This window comes from Microbacterium sp. STRO-2N, from assembly GCF_057747775.1.
On the sequence record NZ_CM173223.1, the window covers coordinates 842,201 to 858,172 of the forward strand.

The 15,972-nt window shown below is 70.1% G+C and carries 17 protein-coding genes; 11 read left to right on the plus strand and 6 right to left on the minus strand.

Annotated elements, in window-relative coordinates:
* Positions 1 to 71 precede the first annotated feature (71 nt).
* From nusG to AC3ANN_RS03705, 7 genes are all read left to right on the plus strand, one after another.
* Positions 72 to 1,100 carry a transcription termination/antitermination protein NusG gene (gene nusG, locus AC3ANN_RS03675; protein ID WP_488339652.1) on the plus strand — a complete coding sequence of 343 codons (1,029 nt, stop codon included), beginning with the start codon at positions 72 to 74 and terminating at the stop codon, positions 1,098 to 1,100.
* A gap of 122 nt (positions 1,101 to 1,222) precedes the next feature.
* Positions 1,223 to 1,654: a 50S ribosomal protein L11 gene (gene rplK / locus AC3ANN_RS03680; protein ID WP_488339653.1), complete on the plus strand. Its 432-nt coding sequence runs from the start codon at positions 1,223 to 1,225 to the stop codon at positions 1,652 to 1,654.
* Between the two features lie 14 nt (positions 1,655 to 1,668).
* On the plus strand, positions 1,669 to 2,361 hold the full coding sequence (rplA, locus tag AC3ANN_RS03685) for a 50S ribosomal protein L1 (protein ID WP_488339654.1): 693 nt from the start codon (positions 1,669 to 1,671) through the stop codon (positions 2,359 to 2,361).
* A 92-nt stretch (positions 2,362 to 2,453) separates the two neighbouring features.
* Positions 2,454 to 3,500, plus strand: coding sequence for an NAD(P)H-dependent flavin oxidoreductase (locus tag AC3ANN_RS03690; protein ID WP_488339655.1), 1,047 nt, complete (start codon positions 2,454 to 2,456; stop codon positions 3,498 to 3,500).
* A 128-nt stretch (positions 3,501 to 3,628) separates the two neighbouring features.
* Positions 3,629 to 4,435, plus strand: a complete 807-nt coding sequence (locus AC3ANN_RS03695) for an amino acid ABC transporter substrate-binding protein (protein WP_488339656.1) — start codon at positions 3,629 to 3,631, stop codon at positions 4,433 to 4,435.
* Between the two features lie 68 nt (positions 4,436 to 4,503).
* Positions 4,504 to 5,172 carry an amino acid ABC transporter permease gene (locus AC3ANN_RS03700; protein ID WP_488339657.1) on the plus strand — a complete coding sequence of 223 codons (669 nt, stop codon included), beginning with the start codon at positions 4,504 to 4,506 and terminating at the stop codon, positions 5,170 to 5,172.
* Positions 5,159 to 5,977, plus strand: a complete 819-nt coding sequence (locus AC3ANN_RS03705; protein WP_488339658.1) for an amino acid ABC transporter ATP-binding protein — start codon at positions 5,159 to 5,161, stop codon at positions 5,975 to 5,977. The genes AC3ANN_RS03700 and AC3ANN_RS03705 overlap by 14 nt, the downstream gene beginning before the upstream one ends.
* Positions 5,978 to 5,981: 4 nt before the next feature.
* Here the strand turns inward: AC3ANN_RS03705 and AC3ANN_RS03710 are convergent, their stop codons facing one another.
* Entirely contained in the window at positions 5,982 to 6,257 is a 276-nt protein-coding gene (locus tag AC3ANN_RS03710) for an acylphosphatase (RefSeq protein ID WP_488339659.1), read from the minus strand.
* Between the two features lie 59 nt (positions 6,258 to 6,316).
* Between AC3ANN_RS03710 and AC3ANN_RS03715 the strand changes: the two genes are divergently transcribed.
* Positions 6,317 to 6,670 carry an iron chaperone gene (locus AC3ANN_RS03715; RefSeq protein WP_488339660.1) on the plus strand — a complete coding sequence of 118 codons (354 nt, stop codon included), beginning with the start codon at positions 6,317 to 6,319 and terminating at the stop codon, positions 6,668 to 6,670.
* Positions 6,671 to 6,683: 13 nt separating this feature from the next.
* On the opposite strand, the gene lysE is transcribed toward AC3ANN_RS03715, so the two are convergent.
* Positions 6,684 to 7,358, minus strand: a complete 675-nt coding sequence (lysE, locus tag AC3ANN_RS03720; RefSeq protein WP_488340905.1) for an L-lysine exporter — start codon at positions 7,356 to 7,358, stop codon at positions 6,684 to 6,686.
* 74 nt (positions 7,359 to 7,432) lie between these two features.
* Here lysE and AC3ANN_RS03725 point away from each other — a divergent pair, with 74 nt between their 5' ends.
* Positions 7,433 to 8,323 (plus strand): LysR family transcriptional regulator ArgP, encoded by an 891-nt coding sequence (locus AC3ANN_RS03725; protein ID WP_488339661.1) that lies wholly within the window; start codon positions 7,433 to 7,435, stop codon positions 8,321 to 8,323.
* Between the two features lie 8 nt (positions 8,324 to 8,331).
* On the opposite strand, the gene AC3ANN_RS03730 is transcribed toward AC3ANN_RS03725, so the two are convergent.
* The 4 genes from AC3ANN_RS03730 to AC3ANN_RS03745 form a co-directional block, all read right to left on the minus strand.
* Positions 8,332 to 9,363, minus strand: a complete 1,032-nt coding sequence (locus AC3ANN_RS03730) for an NADP-dependent oxidoreductase (protein WP_488339662.1) — start codon at positions 9,361 to 9,363, stop codon at positions 8,332 to 8,334.
* Positions 9,364 to 9,506: 143 nt separating this feature from the next.
* Positions 9,507 to 10,682, minus strand: a complete 1,176-nt coding sequence (locus tag AC3ANN_RS03735; RefSeq protein ID WP_488339663.1) for an ROK family transcriptional regulator — start codon at positions 10,680 to 10,682, stop codon at positions 9,507 to 9,509.
* A 112-nt stretch (positions 10,683 to 10,794) separates the two neighbouring features.
* Positions 10,795 to 11,853: an ABC transporter permease gene (locus AC3ANN_RS03740; protein ID WP_488339664.1), complete on the minus strand. Its 1,059-nt coding sequence runs from the start codon at positions 11,851 to 11,853 to the stop codon at positions 10,795 to 10,797.
* On the minus strand, positions 11,850 to 13,325 hold the full coding sequence (locus AC3ANN_RS03745) for a sugar ABC transporter ATP-binding protein (protein ID WP_488339665.1): 1,476 nt from the start codon (positions 13,323 to 13,325) through the stop codon (positions 11,850 to 11,852). The genes AC3ANN_RS03740 and AC3ANN_RS03745 overlap by 4 nt, the downstream gene beginning before the upstream one ends.
* A gap of 330 nt (positions 13,326 to 13,655) precedes the next feature.
* Between AC3ANN_RS03745 and AC3ANN_RS03750 the strand changes: the two genes are divergently transcribed.
* Positions 13,656 to 14,702, plus strand: a complete 1,047-nt coding sequence (locus tag AC3ANN_RS03750; RefSeq protein WP_488339666.1) for a substrate-binding domain-containing protein — start codon at positions 13,656 to 13,658, stop codon at positions 14,700 to 14,702.
* A 102-nt stretch (positions 14,703 to 14,804) separates the two neighbouring features.
* The gene (locus AC3ANN_RS03755) at positions 14,805 to 15,950 is read left to right on the plus strand and encodes a Gfo/Idh/MocA family protein (protein ID WP_488340906.1); all 1,146 of its coding nucleotides are present in this window, start codon (positions 14,805 to 14,807) and stop codon (positions 15,948 to 15,950) included.
* Positions 15,951 to 15,972: the final 22 nt, after the last annotated feature.

The window sequence follows — 15,972 nt, forward strand, 5'->3', positions numbered from 1 at the left end:
CGTGTGACACGAGGAGCGTGACCCGGGCGGACCTCAGGTCGCCGCGGACGAACGGAAGAGAAGAACTCAACGTGACTGAAAGATATGTCGACGACGCCGACTGGGCGACGGCAGCCGAGCAGTCCTCGGAGGACGACGAGGCGCAGGAAGGCAACGTCCTCGCGGCGGAGGAGCGGTCGGTGGAGGCCGCGGAGCACGTCGCGATCCACATCGTCGATGACAACGACGAGGACGACGCCGACGTGGACGACATCGATATCGACGACCCGGAGGCGGATGCGATCGTGAACGACGCGCTCAATCTCGACGAGACGGCCGAGACCGAGGCTGCGGCCGAGGTCATCAACGACTCCATCGCGGAGGAGGTGGCCGAACGCGAAGCCGAGGCCGCCGAAGAGGTGACCCCGTACGACGGCCCCGACGTGAACGGCGACGAGGACGAGCCGGCTGACGCCGACGACGACTCCGAGGACGACGAGGACCCCTACGAGTCCTTCCGCGCCGAGCTCCGCTCGCTCCCCGGCAAGTGGTACGTCATCCACTCGTACGCCGGCTTCGAGCGCAAGGTGAAGGCCAACATCGAGCAGCGCAAGTCGACGCTCGAGGTCGAGGAGGAGATCTACCAGATCGAGGTCCCGATGGAGGACGTCGTCGAGATCAAGAACGGGCAGCGCAAGATGGTCACGCGCGTCCGCATCCCCGGCTACGTGCTCGTGCGCATGGAGCTCAACGAAGACACCTGGTCGGTCGTGCGCCACACGCCGGGCGTCACCGGCTTCGTGGGCAACGCGCACAACCCGACGCCGCTGCGCTTCGAAGAGGCCTTCAACATGCTGAAGAGCCTCGTCGAGGTCAAGGAGGTCGCCACCGCCAAGGGCGGCGCAGCCAAGAAGGCCGGAGCCGCCACGGCCCGCGTCATCCCGGCCGAGGTCGACTTCGAGGTCGGCGAGACGATCACGATCAAGGAGGGCTCGTTCGCGGGCCTGCCCGGCACGATCAGCGAGATCAAGCCCGAGAGCGGCAAGCTCACGGTCCTCGTCTCGCTCTTCGAGCGCGAGACTCCGGTCGAGCTGAGCTTCGATCAGGTCACCAAGCTTTGACCTGGTAAGATCTACAGGTTTGCGCGCGCTCTGAGCGCGCGATCGACACCGCGTTCCGGAACGGCCGGATTCGCGGGAGAACAGGGTGCTCCGGCATCCGCTGTTCGATGAAAGGAAGAAGAATGGCACCGAAGAAGAAGGTGACCGGCCTGATCAAGCTCCAGATCAACGCCGGCGCCGCCAACCCGGCGCCGCCGATCGGCCCCGCGCTCGGTCAGCATGGCGTCAACATCATGGAGTTCTGCAAGGCGTACAACGCCGCGACCGAGTCGCAGCGCGGCAACGTCATCCCCGTGGAGATCACCGTCTACGAGGACCGCAGCTTCACGTTCATCCTGAAGACCCCGCCGGCCGCTGAGCTCATCAAGAAGGCCGCCGGCGTCCAGAAGGGCTCGCAGACCCCGCACACCGCGAAGGTCGGCAAGCTCTCGAAGGACCAGGTCCGTCAGATCGCGGAGACGAAGATGCCCGACCTCAACGCGAACGACATCGAGGCTGCCTCGGCGATCATCGCCGGCACCGCTCGTTCCATGGGCATCACGGTCGAGGACTGAGGGGGATAGGAACAATGGCTACCAAGTCCAAGGCCTACCAGGCTGCTGCCGCCAAGATCGAGGCGGACAAGTTCTACACGCCCACCGAGGCCGTCGCCCTCGCGAAGGAGACCGGGTCGGCGAAGTTCGACGCCACCGTCGAGGTCGCGCTGAAGCTCTCGGTCGACCCGCGCAAGGCGGACCAGATGGTGCGCGGCACCGTCATCCTCCCGCACGGCACCGGCAAGACCGCGCGCGTCATCGTGTTCGCGACCGGTCCGGCCGCTGAGGCCGCGATCGCCGCCGGCGCCGACGAGGTCGGCGGCGCCGAGCTCATCGAGAAGGTCGCCGGCGGCTGGACCGCGTTCGACGCGGCCGTCTCGACGCCCGAGCTCATGGGCCAGGTCGGTCGCCTGGGCAAGGTTCTGGGTCCGCGCGGCCTGATGCCGAACCCGAAGACCGGCACCGTGACGCCGAACCCGGCCAAGGCCGTGGAAGAGATCAAGGGCGGAAAGATCGAGTTCCGCGTCGACAAGCACGCCAACGTGCACTTCGTCGTCGGCAAGGCCTCGTTCTCGGAGCAGCAGCTCGACGAGAACCTCAAGGCCGCGCTCGAGGAGATCGTCCGCCTCAAGCCGTCGAGCTCGAAGGGCCGCTACATCCAGAAGGGCGCCGTGTCGACCACGTTCGGCCCCGGCATCCCGCTGGACGTCAACGCGATCGCCTGACGCTCGCGAGCATTTCGTACGAAGGCCTCACCCGCTCGGGTGGGGCCTTCGTCGTTCCCGCCGGGCGACGCGCCGGGAGTAGCGTCGAGGGCATGGTGACGACTCTCCAGGACCTGTTCGGAATCGACGAGCCGATCGTGCTCGGCCCGTTCGGAGGGCTGTCATCGGTCGAGCTCACCGCCGCAGTGAGCGACGCCGGCGGGCTCGGCTCGTACGGTCTGTACGGCTACTCCGCCGACCGCATCAGCGACACCGTCGCGGCGCTGCGCTCGGCGACGTCACGTCCGTTCGCCGTGAACCTCTGGCTGCCGACCGGCGAGGAGGTCGTGCCGGCCGATGTCGACCTGGGTCCGGCGACGGCGGCGGCCAAACCGCTGTTCGATGAGCTGGGCCTGCCGCTTCCGGCGCCGCCGACGGAGTTCCTGCCCGACCTCGACGCACAGCTGACGGCGGTGCTGGATGCCGCGCCCGCCGTGCTGAGCCTCGTCTTCGGTGTGCCCTCCCCGCGGCTCGTCGAAGCGGCGCGCAGCCGCGGCGTCCGTCTCGTGGGCACGGCGACGACCGTCGCGGAAGCCGTCGCGCTCGAAGCCGCGGGGGTCGACGCGGTCGTGGCGACCGGCGCGGAGGCCGGCGGGCACCGCGTGTCGTTCCTCCGGCCGGCGGAGCAGTCGCTCGTCGGCACGTTCGCCCTCGTGCCTCAGGTGGTCGATGCCGTGGGGGTGCCCGTGATCGCGGCCGGCGGCATCGCCGACCGGCGCGGCGTCGCGGCCGCTTTCGCGCTCGGCGCTTCGGGCGTTCAGGTCGGGTCGGCGTTCCTGCGCACGCGGCAGTCCGCCGCGACAGACGCCCACCGGCAGGCGATCGCCGGCGCCGCCGACACCGACACGGTGCTCACCCGGGCGATGAGCGGGCGGCTGGCCCGCGGCATCCCGAATCGCGCCATGCGCACGCTCGAGACGGCCGGCGTGATCGCGCCGTTCCCGGCGCAGAACTGGCTCACCGGGCAGTTCCGGGCCGAGGCCGGGCGCCGCGGCGAGGGCGACCTCGTCTCGCTGTGGGCAGGCCAGGCGGCACGTCTTGCGGTGCGCGAAGACGCCGCCGAGGTGTTCGCCGAGCTCTCCGCGGGGCTCCCCGGCTGAACGGCACCCCTCTGGGTGCCGCAGCAACGGAGCGTCACACGAGAGGGCCGCGTGGAGCGGGCCGTGTTGTACTGGAATGTCCATCGCGGTCACACCCGACCGCGGCATCCGCATCACAGGAAACATCTATGTCGCGCCGCATCACCGCTCTCGTCCTCACCGCCGCAGCCGCTCTCGCGCTCACCGCCTGCAGCAGCGGTGCACCTTCCGACCCGGCCTCGAGCGCCGAAGGGGGCGACCTGGGCCTCGTCGCCGAGGGCACGCTGACGGTGGCGACCGAGGGCACCTACCGCCCGTTCTCCTTCCACGACGAGTCGGGCGACCTCGTCGGCTTCGACGTCGAGATCGCCGAGGCGGTCGCCGACAAGCTCGGTCTCGAGATCGTCTTCCAGGAGACGCAGTGGGACGCGATCTTCGCCGGGCTGGATGCCGGACGATTCGACGTCATCGCGAACCAGGTCTCGATCAACCCCGAGCGTGAGGAGAAGTACCTCTTCAGCGAGCCGTACACGGTCTCGCCCGGCGTGATCGTCGTGCCCGAGGACGACGACTCGATCACGAGCTTCGCCGACCTCGAGGGCAAGACGACCGCGCAGTCCCTGACGAGCAACTGGTACGAGCTGGCCGTCGAGAACGGGGCCACCGTCGAGGCCGTCGAGGGATGGGCGCAGGCGGTCGCTCTGCTGCAGCAGGGCCGCGTCGACGCGACGATCAACGACAGCCTGACATTCCTCGACTACGAGAACACCGAGGGACCGACCGGACTCAAGATCGCCGCCGAGACCGACGAGCCGGGCCTCAGCGCCTTCGCCCTGACCCAGGACAAGGAGGCGCTCGTCGAGGCGATCGACGGTGCGCTCGCCGAGCTGCGCGAGGAGGGCGTCCTCGCCGAGATCAGCGAGAAGTACTTCGGCGCCGACGTCACCGCGCAGTAGACCTCGGGCCGCCGCTCGCCCTACCGTGGGCGGGCGGCGGCTTCGTCTGTCGCAAGAGAGGACCGCCCATGGACGGGAGCACCTGGTCTCTGCTCGTCGAGTCGTTCTGGCCGCTGCTGCTGGCGGCGATCACCGGCACGATCCCGCTCGCGCTGGCATCGTTCGCGCTCGGCATGGTGATCGCGATCGCGGTCGCCCTGCTGCGGCTGTCGCGCAACCCGGTGCTGTCGAATATCGCGCGCTTCTACGTGTCGGTCATCCGCGGCACGCCGCTGCTCGTGCAGCTCTTCGTGATCTTCTTCGGGATGCCGTCGGTCGGCGTCGTGATCGACCCGTGGCCGGCGGCGATCATCGCCTTCTCGCTGAACGTCGGCGGCTATGCCGCCGAGATCGTGCGCGCCGCGATCCTGTCGGTGCCGAAGGGACAATGGGAGGCCGGCCACACGGTCGGCTATTCGCACACGCAGACGCTGACCCGCGTGGTGCTTCCGCAGGCCGCGCGCGTGTCGGTGCCGCCGCTGTCGAACACCTTCATCTCGCTCGTGAAGGACACGTCGCTCGCGTCCACGATCCTCGTCACCGAGATGTTCCGAAAAGCCCAGCAGATCGCGGCGTTTTCGTTCGAGGTGCTGCCCATCTACCTCGAGGCCGCTCTCATCTACTGGTTGATCTGCCTGGTGCTCTCGACCGGCCAGAGCGCGATCGAACGGAGGCTCGACCGCTATGTCGCCCATTGACCCCGCGCACGACGACGCGCTCGCGCCTCCGGCACCCGCCGACGACCGCCCGCTCCTGCGGGTGAGCGGGCTCACCAAGAGCTTCGGCGCCAACCGCGTGCTCGACGGCGTCGAGTTCGAGGTGCGCCGCGGCGAGGTCGTGGTGCTGATCGGCCCGAGCGGGTCGGGCAAGACCACCGTGCTCCGCTCGCTCAACGGACTTGAGACGCCCGACTCGGGTGCCGTCGAGTTCGACGGCGGCCCGACGGTCGACTTCTCGGCGCGGGTGTCGAAGACCGACCGTGCCGCGCTGCGAGACCGTTCGGCGATGGTGTTCCAGCACCACAACCTCTTCCCGCACCGCACGGTGCTCCAGAACGTCATCGATGGCCCTGTCCACGCGCATCGCGTGCCGAAGGCCGAGGCGGTCGCGAACGCCGAGGCGCTCCTGGAGCGCGTCGGCCTGATCGAGAAGCGCGACGCATACCCGTTCGAGCTGTCGGGCGGTCAGCAGCAGCGCGTCGGCATCGTGCGGGCCCTCGCCCTCCGGCCGCAGCTGCTGCTCTTCGACGAGCCGACGAGCGCGCTCGACGCGGAGCTCGTGGGTGAGGTCCTCGTCGTCCTGAAGGAGCTTGCCGACGAAGGCTGGACGATGGTCATCGTGACGCACGAGCTCGGGTTCGCGCGGCAGGTGGCCGACGAGGTGCTGTTCTTCGACCACGGGGCGATCGTCGAGCGCGGCGCTCCGAAGCAGCTGTTCACGGCGCCGCAGCACGAGCGCACGCGCCGCTTCGTCGAACGCATCCTCCACCCGCTCGACGACTGATCCGTCACGCGGTCGGGCGCACCTCGAAGCCGCGGTCGCCGGCGGGCGCCGCATCCGTCACCGTCGCACTCTCGACGTGCGACCCGGGAGGCCCCTCGGCCATCCATGCGAGCACTTCGTCGACCTGTGCGGGCGTTCCCTCGACCTCGGCTTCGACGGTGCCGTCGCGGCGGTTGCGCACCCATCCCGACGCGCCGGCCCCACGCGCGACGATGCGCATCGTGTAGCGGTAGCCGACCCCCTGGACCTCGCCGCGGACGACGACGTGAACACGCCTCATCCCTCCATCGTGCCGTGCCCGGGGTGCGGTGGGCGAGGGGCGGTGCGAGGATGCCTTGCATGGGAACCGTCGACGAACTCCTCGCCGGGCTCGAGCCGGCCGATCGTCCCTCGATCGAGCGGATCTACGCGATCGCACGGGAAGAGGCGCCCGACGCCGAGCAGGGACTCGGATACGGGATGCCGGCACTCGTGTACCGCGGCAAGCCTCTGCTGTCGGTGATGCGGGCGAAGAAGCACATCGGCGTCTACCCGTTCAGTCCGGAGGCCGTCTCGGCGGTCGCCCGGTCTCTCGAGGGTCATCCGGGCATCGGCCTCGACAAGGGGACGATCCGATTCCAGCCCGAGCACCCGCTGCCCGACGATGTCGTGCGCGCGCTGGTCGTCGCGCGCAGGGAGCAGATCGACCGCTGAACGTCCGACGGCGTCAGCCCGCCGTGGGGAGGACGAGCGAGACGCCGAGCGCGATCATCACGACGGCGATGACGCCGTCGAGGACGCGCCAGGCCCGAGGGGTCGACAGCCAGCGTCCGAGCAGCCGCGCGCCGAACGCGAGGCCGAAGAACCACACGAAGCTCGCGGTCACCGCCCCCGCGGCGAACAGCCAGCGCGCGTCGCCATGCGTGTTCGCGACCGTGCCGAGCAGGAACACCGTGTCGAGATACACGTGCGGGTTGAGCCACGTCAACGCGAGGCACGTGAGGATCACCGGCAGCAGCCGTGTCCGCGTCGCGGTGGCGGTCGCGGTGCGGGGAGGGCCGCCACCGGCGTCCGCACCCGTGTCAGCCTCCGTCTCACCTGCCGCCCGGAGCGCCTCGCCGGAGGGCCGCCACGCCCGTCGCGCGGCGAGGACGCCGTAGGCCACCAGGAACACCGCGCCCGCCCACCGCACGACGTCGACGAGCCAGGGCACGGCCTGCAGCACGAGCCCGATACCCGACACTCCCAGCACGATGAGCACGGCGTCCGAGATCGCACAGATCGCCGCGACCGCGAGCACGTGCTCACGGCGCAGTCCCTGGCGCAGCACGAACAGGTTCTGGGCGCCGATCGCGACGATGAGCGAGAAGCCCAGGCCGAGGCCCGCGAGGACGGAGGAGATCACGCTTCGACGGTACGGGCCGCGACATCCGTAGTCCAGCTCACGCTTCTTCAGTACCATTAGCAACACTGAAGATGCGCATCTCATTCGAACTCGCCGAGACCCTCGCCGCCGCCGTCGACGAGGGCACGCTCGATGCGGCTGCGCGCCGCCTGCACATCACGCCGTCGGCGGTGAGCCAGCGCATCAAGGCGCTCGAGGAGCAGCTCGGGCGGCTCGTGCTCGTGCGCTCCAAGCCGGTGCGGGCGACGGATGCCGGAGCCGCCGTGATCCGCCTGGCGCGGCAGGCGGCGCTCCTCGAGCACGACACGCTCGTGGAGCTCGGTGACGACCCGGCTGCGGGCACGCGCATCAGCGTGCCGCTCGCCGTCAACGCGGACTCGCTGGCCACGTGGTTCCTCGAACCCCTCGCGCACCTGTCGCAGCGGCATCCGGTCGTCTTCGATCTTCACCGTGATGACCAGGACTTCACCGCGGGGCTGCTCGAATCCGGCACCGTGATGGGGGCGGTGACTTCGCGGGGGGCGCCGGTGGCCGGATGCCGCGTCTCGACGCTCGGCGCGATGCGCTACGAAGCCGTCGCGACACCGGGATACGTCGAGCGGTGGCTCGCAGACGGCTCGCACGAGGCGCTCGCCGACGCGCCGCTGGTCGACTTCGACCGGCGCGATGACCTGCAGAACGTGTGGCTGGCCTCGCGCGGCCTCGACCCCGCCCGCCCGCCGCGCCACTACGTGCCCGCCTCGAACGATTTCGCCACCGCGGTGCGGCTGGGCTTCGGATGGGCGATGCTGCCGCGCTTCCAGTCGCACGAGGCGATCGAGCGCGGCGAGCTCGTGCTGCTCGGCGGCGACCCCGTGGACGTCGTGCTGCACTGGCAGCAGTGGAACCTGCGCTCGCCGCTGCTCGATGCGATCGCCGACGAGATCGTCGCAGAGGGCCGGCGTGTGCTCGCGCCCCTGTGAGGGGGCGGTCAGTCGTCGCTGATCCGCAGCACGACCTTGCCGCGGGTGTGTCCCTCTTCGATCCTCCGGTGCGCGGCGGCGGCGTCGGCCAGGTCGAACACCGCGTCCACGTAGACCTGCACCGCACCGGAGTCCAGCAGCCGGGCGATCGTGGCGAGCGCTCCGCCGTCCGGGATCACCTTGAACGAGGTGGCGCGCACACCCGCCGCGGCGGCCGCGGCGGCGTATCCCGGCCAGCCGCCTGTCGGCACGAGGACGTACAGCCCGCCCGGGCGCAGCACCCGGAGCGACCGCGTGCCGGTCTCGGCGGTGAGGTCGCCGACGAGGTCGATCACGACGTCGACTTCCGCGACGACCTCCTCGAACCGCGTCGTCGTGTAGTCGATGACGACCGCCGCGCCGAGCTCGCGCAGCCACGGCGCGTTGCGTCCCGACGACGTCGCCGTCACGTGCGCGCCGAAGTACGCGGCGAGCTGCACCGCGAAGTGGCCGACTCCGCCGCTTCCGGCGTGGATGAGCATCCGCTGGCCCTCGTGCGCGTGCGCCGTCTCGACGACGAGCCCCCACGCGGTGAGGGCGGCCAGCGGCACGCCGGCCGCCTCGACGTGCGACAGCGACGCGGGCTTGCGCGCCACCGACAGCGACGGCACGACCGCGTACTCGGCGTACGTCCCGCCCGATCGGGGGAACGACGCCATCCCGAACACGGCGGTGCCCGGCGGGAAGGGGTGCGCCTCGTACGGGCTCTTCACGACGATGCCGCTGAAGTCGTAGCCGAGCGTCGCAGGATACGCGCCGATGGCGCCCGAGACGCCGGCGCCCGAGCGGGTCTTCGCGTCGATCGGGTTGACGCCCGCCGCGATCACGCGCACGAGCAGCTCGCTCAGCACGGGGGAGGGGACGGGAACGGATGCCGCGCGCAGCGCGTCGGGATCACCCGGGCCGTCGAGCACCATGGCCCGCATGGCGGACGGCGCGTCGGGCACGGTGATGCCGTCTGCGGCGGGCGCCGGCGCCGAACGCAACGGCCGGAATCTCATGAGCGCTCCCTCCGAGCGCGTGTCGTCGTCGGCGGCGCTCTTCCTCGGTGACTCCAGTCAACCGCGAGTTTGTCTCGGACGTGTTACGCGGGTGCTACCGCGTGGCAAAAGCGCGTCGTGCGCGGGCAGCGGCGAGCCCGTACTCAGCGGAAGCCGACGGCGAGCGCCTCGGGAGACAGCGCGTGCTCGACCGCGAGCATGCTGGCGCCGAGGACGGCGGCGTGCTCGGCCGTCATCGACTGCACGATCGCGAGGTGCTCGGTCGCGAGCGGCGTCGAGCGCGTGTAGACGACCTCGCGGACGCCCGCGATGAGGTGCTCGCCGACGCGCGCCATCGACCCGCCGATGGTGATGACCGACGGGTTCACCAGGCTCACGCAGGTCGTCAGGACCTCGCCGATGTCGCGGCCGGCCTGGCGCACGGCCTGGATCGCCTCGATGTTGCCGCGCTTGACCAGGTCGACGACGTCGGACCCGGTGTGCGCCTCGACGCCCTGCCCTCGCAGGGTGCGGGCGATCGCCGGACCCGCCGCGATCGCCTCGAGGCAGCCGCGGTTGCCGCAACGGCACGGCACGTCCGCAGCGCGCGCGACCTGCACGTGGCCGATGTCGCCGGCGACGCCCTGCGCGCCGCGCTGCAGGGTGCCGCCCGAGATGAGGCCCGCCCCGATGCCGGTGGCGATCTTGACGAACATGAGGTGCTCGACGCCCGGCCACGCGACGGAGCGCTCGCCGAGCGCCATGATGTTCACGTCGTTGTCGACGAGCACCGGCACCTCGAGGTGCTGATTGAGCCAGCCGGGGATGTCGAAGCGGTCCCATCCGGGCATGATCGGCGGGTTGACCGGCTGACCGGTCGAGTGCTCCACCGGGCCGGGCACGCCGATGCCGATCGCCGCGACGTGCGAGCGGTCGCGGCCGACGCGTTCGAGGAGCGTGGTGGCGCTCTCGACCAGCCAGGTCAGCACGGGAACGGGCCCGAGTGCGATGTCGAGAGGCTCGGAGTGCTCCGCGAGCACGCTCCCGGTGAGGTCCGTGATCGCCACGGTCGCGTGCGAGGCCCCGACGTCGGCCGCCACGACGACCTTGGCCGCAGGATTGAGCGCGAACTGCGACGGCGGACGCCCGCCCGTCGAGACTCCGTCGGCGACCGGTGTGATCAGGCCCATGCGCATGAGCTCGTCGACGCGGGCGGCGATGGTCGAGCGCGCGAGTCCCGTCGACTTCGCCAGCTCCGCCCGGGTGCGGGGGACGCCGTCGCGCAGCAGCTGGAACAGCTGGCTCACGCCGGCCACGTTCGTCGTCGGTTCGATGCTCATCTTCACACCTCAGAATATCGGCGCATCACAGGCGCCGGATCGCGGGTCGGACCAGGCCGCGACCCGGTCGCAGGCCGTGGAAGGCGCTGCGGGACCGGGCCGCGGCATCCGGTCATGTCGCGCGACCGGTCGGCTTGGCGAACCGCTGCTGCAGCAGCACGGCGACGACGATGATGATGCCCTTCGCCACGTTCTGCACGGAGGAGGACAGGTTGTTCTGCACGAAGACGTTCGTGAGTGTCTGGAAGATGAGGACACCGAGGACCGTGCCCGTGATGGTGCCGCGACCGCCCGCGAGCAGCGTGCCGCCGACCACGACCGCGGCGATGACATCCAGTTCGAGCAGCGTGCCGTGAGTGGAGGTTCCGGCCGTCGTCCGTCCGAGGATCATCACGGCGGCGATGCCGACGCACAGGCCGAGGATCGCGTAGAGCCACATCGTGTGCCGCTTGACGTTGATGCCCGCCAGCCGCGCCGCTTCCCGGTTCCCGCCGATCGCGACGGTACGGCGGCCGAACGTGGTCCGGTTGAGGATGACCCAGCCGAGGGCAGCCACGATCGCGAAGATCCAGATGAGCATGTCGACGCCGATGATGTCGAGATTCATGAACTCGATGAAGTCGCGGTTGCCGACCTGGAGGGTGCGGCGTTCGGCGATGATCTCGGCAAGGCCGCGTGCGGAGACGAGCATGGCGAGGGTCGCCATGAACGCGACCACCTTGCCGTACGCGATGACGATGCCGTTGATGAGGCCGGCGGCGAACCCGACGGCCAGTGCGAAGACGACCATGATGATCCAGTGGATCTGATCGGCGAGGTCTTGGACAGCCGCGATGGCGGCGACGACCGAGGCGAGCCCCATGACCGCTCCGACGGACAGGTCGATGCCGCCGGCGATGATGACCAGGGTCATGCCGATGCTGATCACGCCGACGATCGAGGCCGCTCGGAGGATCGTGAGGGTGTTGCTCACCGTGAGGAACGTGTCGGGCGCCGTGACGGCTCCGACGATCACGAGCACGATCAGCGCGAGGACGAGGCCGAGGTTGCGGCCGACGGATCCCGAAAGCAGCCGCTGCACGCCGCTCTTGCGCGGCGCCGGGGCGCCGGGGGTCGTGACATCGCCGTTCGAGGGGACGGCTTCGGCCCCCGTGGTCTTCTGCTCGCTCACGCGGCGGTTCCTTTCATGACGAGGTCGAGCACGCCGTGCTCGTCGATCTCGGGGGCGGGTAGGGTCTCGAGCACGCGGCCGTCGGCGACGACGAGGACGGTGTCGGCGAGGCCGAGCACTTCCTCGATCTCGCTGGAGACGATGACGATGGCGTTGCCGGCGGCGGCGAGGCGTCGGATGAGGGCGTAGATCTCGGCGCGGGCGCCGACGTCCACGCCTCGCGTGGGCTCGTCCAGCAGCAGCACCTTCGTGCCGTGGACCAGCCAGCGGGCGAGCAGGATCTTCTGCTGGTTGCCGCCGGAGAGGGTGATCGCCTCACGGTCGGGGTCGGCGGGGCGCAGCTCGAGGGCTTCGATCTGCTCCCGGGTGACCTTGCGCTCGGCGCGCTCGTCGAGGAAGCCGGCCTTGGCGAACCGCGACATCGACGAGAGCGTGACGTTGACGTAGATGGGCTCGTCGAGGACGAGACCCTGGCTCTTGCGCTCCTCAGGAGACAATCCGATGCCGGCGCGGACGGCGGCGACGACGGAGCCGCGGGGGAGCGGCTTTCCGCCTACCCGCACCGTGCCCGCCGTGGCACGGCGTGCGCCGTACACGGTCTCGAGGATCTCGGAGCGGCCGGAGCCGACCAGGCCCGCAAGCCCGACGATCTCGCCCGCGCGCACCGAGAACGACACGCCCTCGAACGCGCCGGCTGCCGCGAGGTCCTCGACCTCCAGCACCACCGGGGCGTCGCCCGGGATGGGCGCGGCAGGGGGGAAGACGTTCTCGACCGAGCGGCCGGTCATGAGACGGATCAGCTCGGGAGTGGGGGTGTCGGCCACCGAGAGCCCGCTGGCCATGGAGCGGCCGTCCTTGAGCACCGTGATGCGATCGCCGATCTGGCGGATCTCCTCGAGGCGGTGGGTGATGTAGACGACGGCGATCCCTGCGGAGGTGAGCTCGCGCACGACGTGGAACAGGTTCTTCACCTCTTCGCCGTCGAGCACCGCGGAGGGCTCGTCCATGATGATCAACTTGATGTCGTGCGAGAGGGCGCGCGCCATGCTGACGATCTGCTTGTTGGCGGCGCTCAGCTGCCCGACCTCGGTGTGCGGCGACAGCCCGCCGTGCCCGAGGCGGCGCAGCAGCTCGCGGGTCTGCTTGGCGGCCTCGGAGCGCTTGGTGAACCCGCCGCGCGACAGCTCGTGGCCGAGGAAGATGTTCTCGGCGATCGTGAGCCCGTCGACGACGTCCAGCTCCTGGTACATCGTCGCGATGCCGAGCTCGATCGCGGCCTCGGGGGTGGGGATCTCGACCGGTTCGCCGAGCCACGAGATCTCGCCCTCGTCGGGACGGTGGACGCCGGCCAGCGTCTTGATCAGCGTCGACTTGCCCGCACCGTTCTGACCGAGGATGCAGTGCACCTCGCCCGGCAGGATCTCCAGGTCCACGCCGCGGAGCGCCTGGACGCCCGCGAACGCCTTCGTCACGCCTCTGACATCGAGTAATGCCGATTGATGGTCAACTTTGATCACGCGATGAACATAACACGCCGATCGCGGTGGTGCCGAGCCCTGATCCGGCGGACCGGCTCGCGAGCGCGGGAAACCGCAGAAGCTGCAGTCCGGGTGACTCTGCAGTGAACTCGCGACCGACCAGGCATGACGGCGGACTTATGACGAGTGGAAATCAAAAGCTGACAACGTTCGCGACACTTCTGCTACGGTGGTCCCCGTCAGCGTGGATCCTGGAGTGCGGGCCCGTCATCCCCCTCGAAGGCAGCGCGCTGTCACCGCTGCATCACATTTCAAGGAGGAAACATGCGCTCACACCTGAAAGCGCGCACGCGGCTGGTGCTCACCGGCACCGCTGTCATCGCAGCCATCGGACTTCTCGCCGGGTGCACCGGCGGAGGCGCGGACGAGGGCGACGTCGTGGACCAGGGGACCACGACGGAGGAGAACGCCGAGTCCGGCGACACGGTCGTCATCGGCTTCTCGGGCCCCGCGGCCGACCACGGCTGGCTCGGCGCGATCAACTCGGGCGCGCAGGCCGCGGCCGACAGCTTCGACGACGTCGAGCTGCGTGTCGCGGAGGGCACCAACGACCCGATCGCGCAGATCGCGGCGGTCGAGACGTTCGTCAACGAGGGTGTCGACGCGATCGTGCTGCTCCCGTCGGACGGCGCCGCTCTGACCGAGGCGGCCATCGCGGCGATGGAGGCCGGCGTGCCGGTCATCAACGTCGACCGCGAGTTCTCGAGCCCGTTCGCCGCGCGCGCGACCGTCCTCGGCGACAACTACGGCATGGGCGTGAGCGCCGGCACCTACATCTGCGAGCAGCTCGACGGCAACACCGACGCCGTCGTCGCAGAGATCGCCGGCATCGACTCGCTGCCGCTGACGCAGGACCGCTCGCAGGGCTTCGCGGACGCACTGGAGGACTGCGGCCTGGAGGTCTCGGCCCGTGTCGCGGCGGACTTCACCGTCGCGGGCGGTGAGGCGGCGGCATCCCAGCTCCTCGCCGCGAACCCGCAGATCGACGCCATCTGGAACCACGACGACGACCAGGGCATCGGCGTCCTCGCCGCCATCGAGTCCGCGGGCCGCGACGAGTTCTTCATGATGGGCGGCGCCGGAAGCCGCAGCGCCATGGAGGCCATCCAGGCCGACGACTCGGTGCTCAAGGCGACCGTCATCTACCCGTCGACGCAGGCTGCCGACGGCGTGGCGCTCGCGCGCCTGATCGCGCAGGGCAAGACGATGGGCGACCTCATCACACCCGGCATCCCGAACCGCATCGTCCTCGACGCGCCCGTGGTGACCAAGGAGAACGTCGACCAGTACATCGACCTCTCGTTCGAGTAAGACAGAAGACGAGCACGGGGCGCCCGTCGAGACGGCGGGCGCCCCTGCTTCACCCTTCCGAGAAGTGAGGACAGCGCGTTGACCGATACGCTTCGCGTCGCCATGATCGGCCACGGCTTCATGGGCGCCGCACATTCCCAGGGGTGGCGAGTCGCCCCGCGATTCTTCGACCTTCCCCGCGAACCCGAGATGACCGTCGTGGTCGGCCGCAACGCCGAAGCGACCGCGGCATCCGCCCGCAAGTGGGGGTGGAACGAGAGCGCCACCGACTGGCGCGAGGTCATCGCGCGTGACGACATCGACATCGTCGACATCGTCACCCCCGGCGACACGCACGCCGAGATCGCCATCGCGGCGCTCGAGGCCGGCAAGCACGTGCTGTGCGAGAAGCCGCTGGCCAACACCGTCGCCGAAGCGGAGGCGATGGATCGCGCGGCTGCCGCCGCAGCCGAGCGCGGAGTCCGCTCCATGGTCGGCTTCACCTACCGCCGCGTCCCTGCCACCACGTTCGCCCGCGACCTCGTCGCCGCTGGACGGATCGGCCAGATCCGCCAGGTGCGCGCGGAGTACCTGCAGGACTGGCTCATGGACCCCGATGCGCCGCTCACGTGGCGCCTCAAGAAGGAGCAGGCGGGCTCCGGCTCTCTGGGCGACATCGGAGCCCACGCCGTCGATCTCACCGAGTACATCACCGGTCAGAAGGTGACCTCGGTGTCGGGCATCCTCGAGACCCTCGTCGCCGAGCGCCCTCTGCTCGGTGAGGGCGTCGGACTGTCGGGCACCGCATCCGCCGAGCGCGGCGAGGTCACCGTCGACGACGTGGCGCTGTTCACCGGCCGTCTCGAGTCGGGCGCGCTGGCCTCGTTCGAGGCGACGCGCTTCCGCACCGGCCGCAAGAACGCGCTGCGCATCGAGATCTCGGGGTCGAAGGGCGCGCTCGCGTTCGACCTCGAGCGCCTCAACGAGCTCGAGTTCTACGATGCGACGCAGCCGGAGCTCGAGCAGGGTTTCCGCCGTATCCTCGTCACCGAGCACGACCACCCGTACCTCGCGCCGTGGTGGCCGACCGGTCATATGCTCGGCTACGAGCACGGCTTCTCGCACCAGGTGCGGGATCTCGTCGCAGCCATCGACGAGGGCTCGCAGCCCCGCCCGTCCTTCGCCGACGGCCTCCACGTCCAGCGGGTGCTGGACGGGGTGGAGCGCAGCTCGGCGGCGGGAAGCGTCTGGACCTCCATCGCCGGCTGAGCTCCGGCATCCCTACGACGAA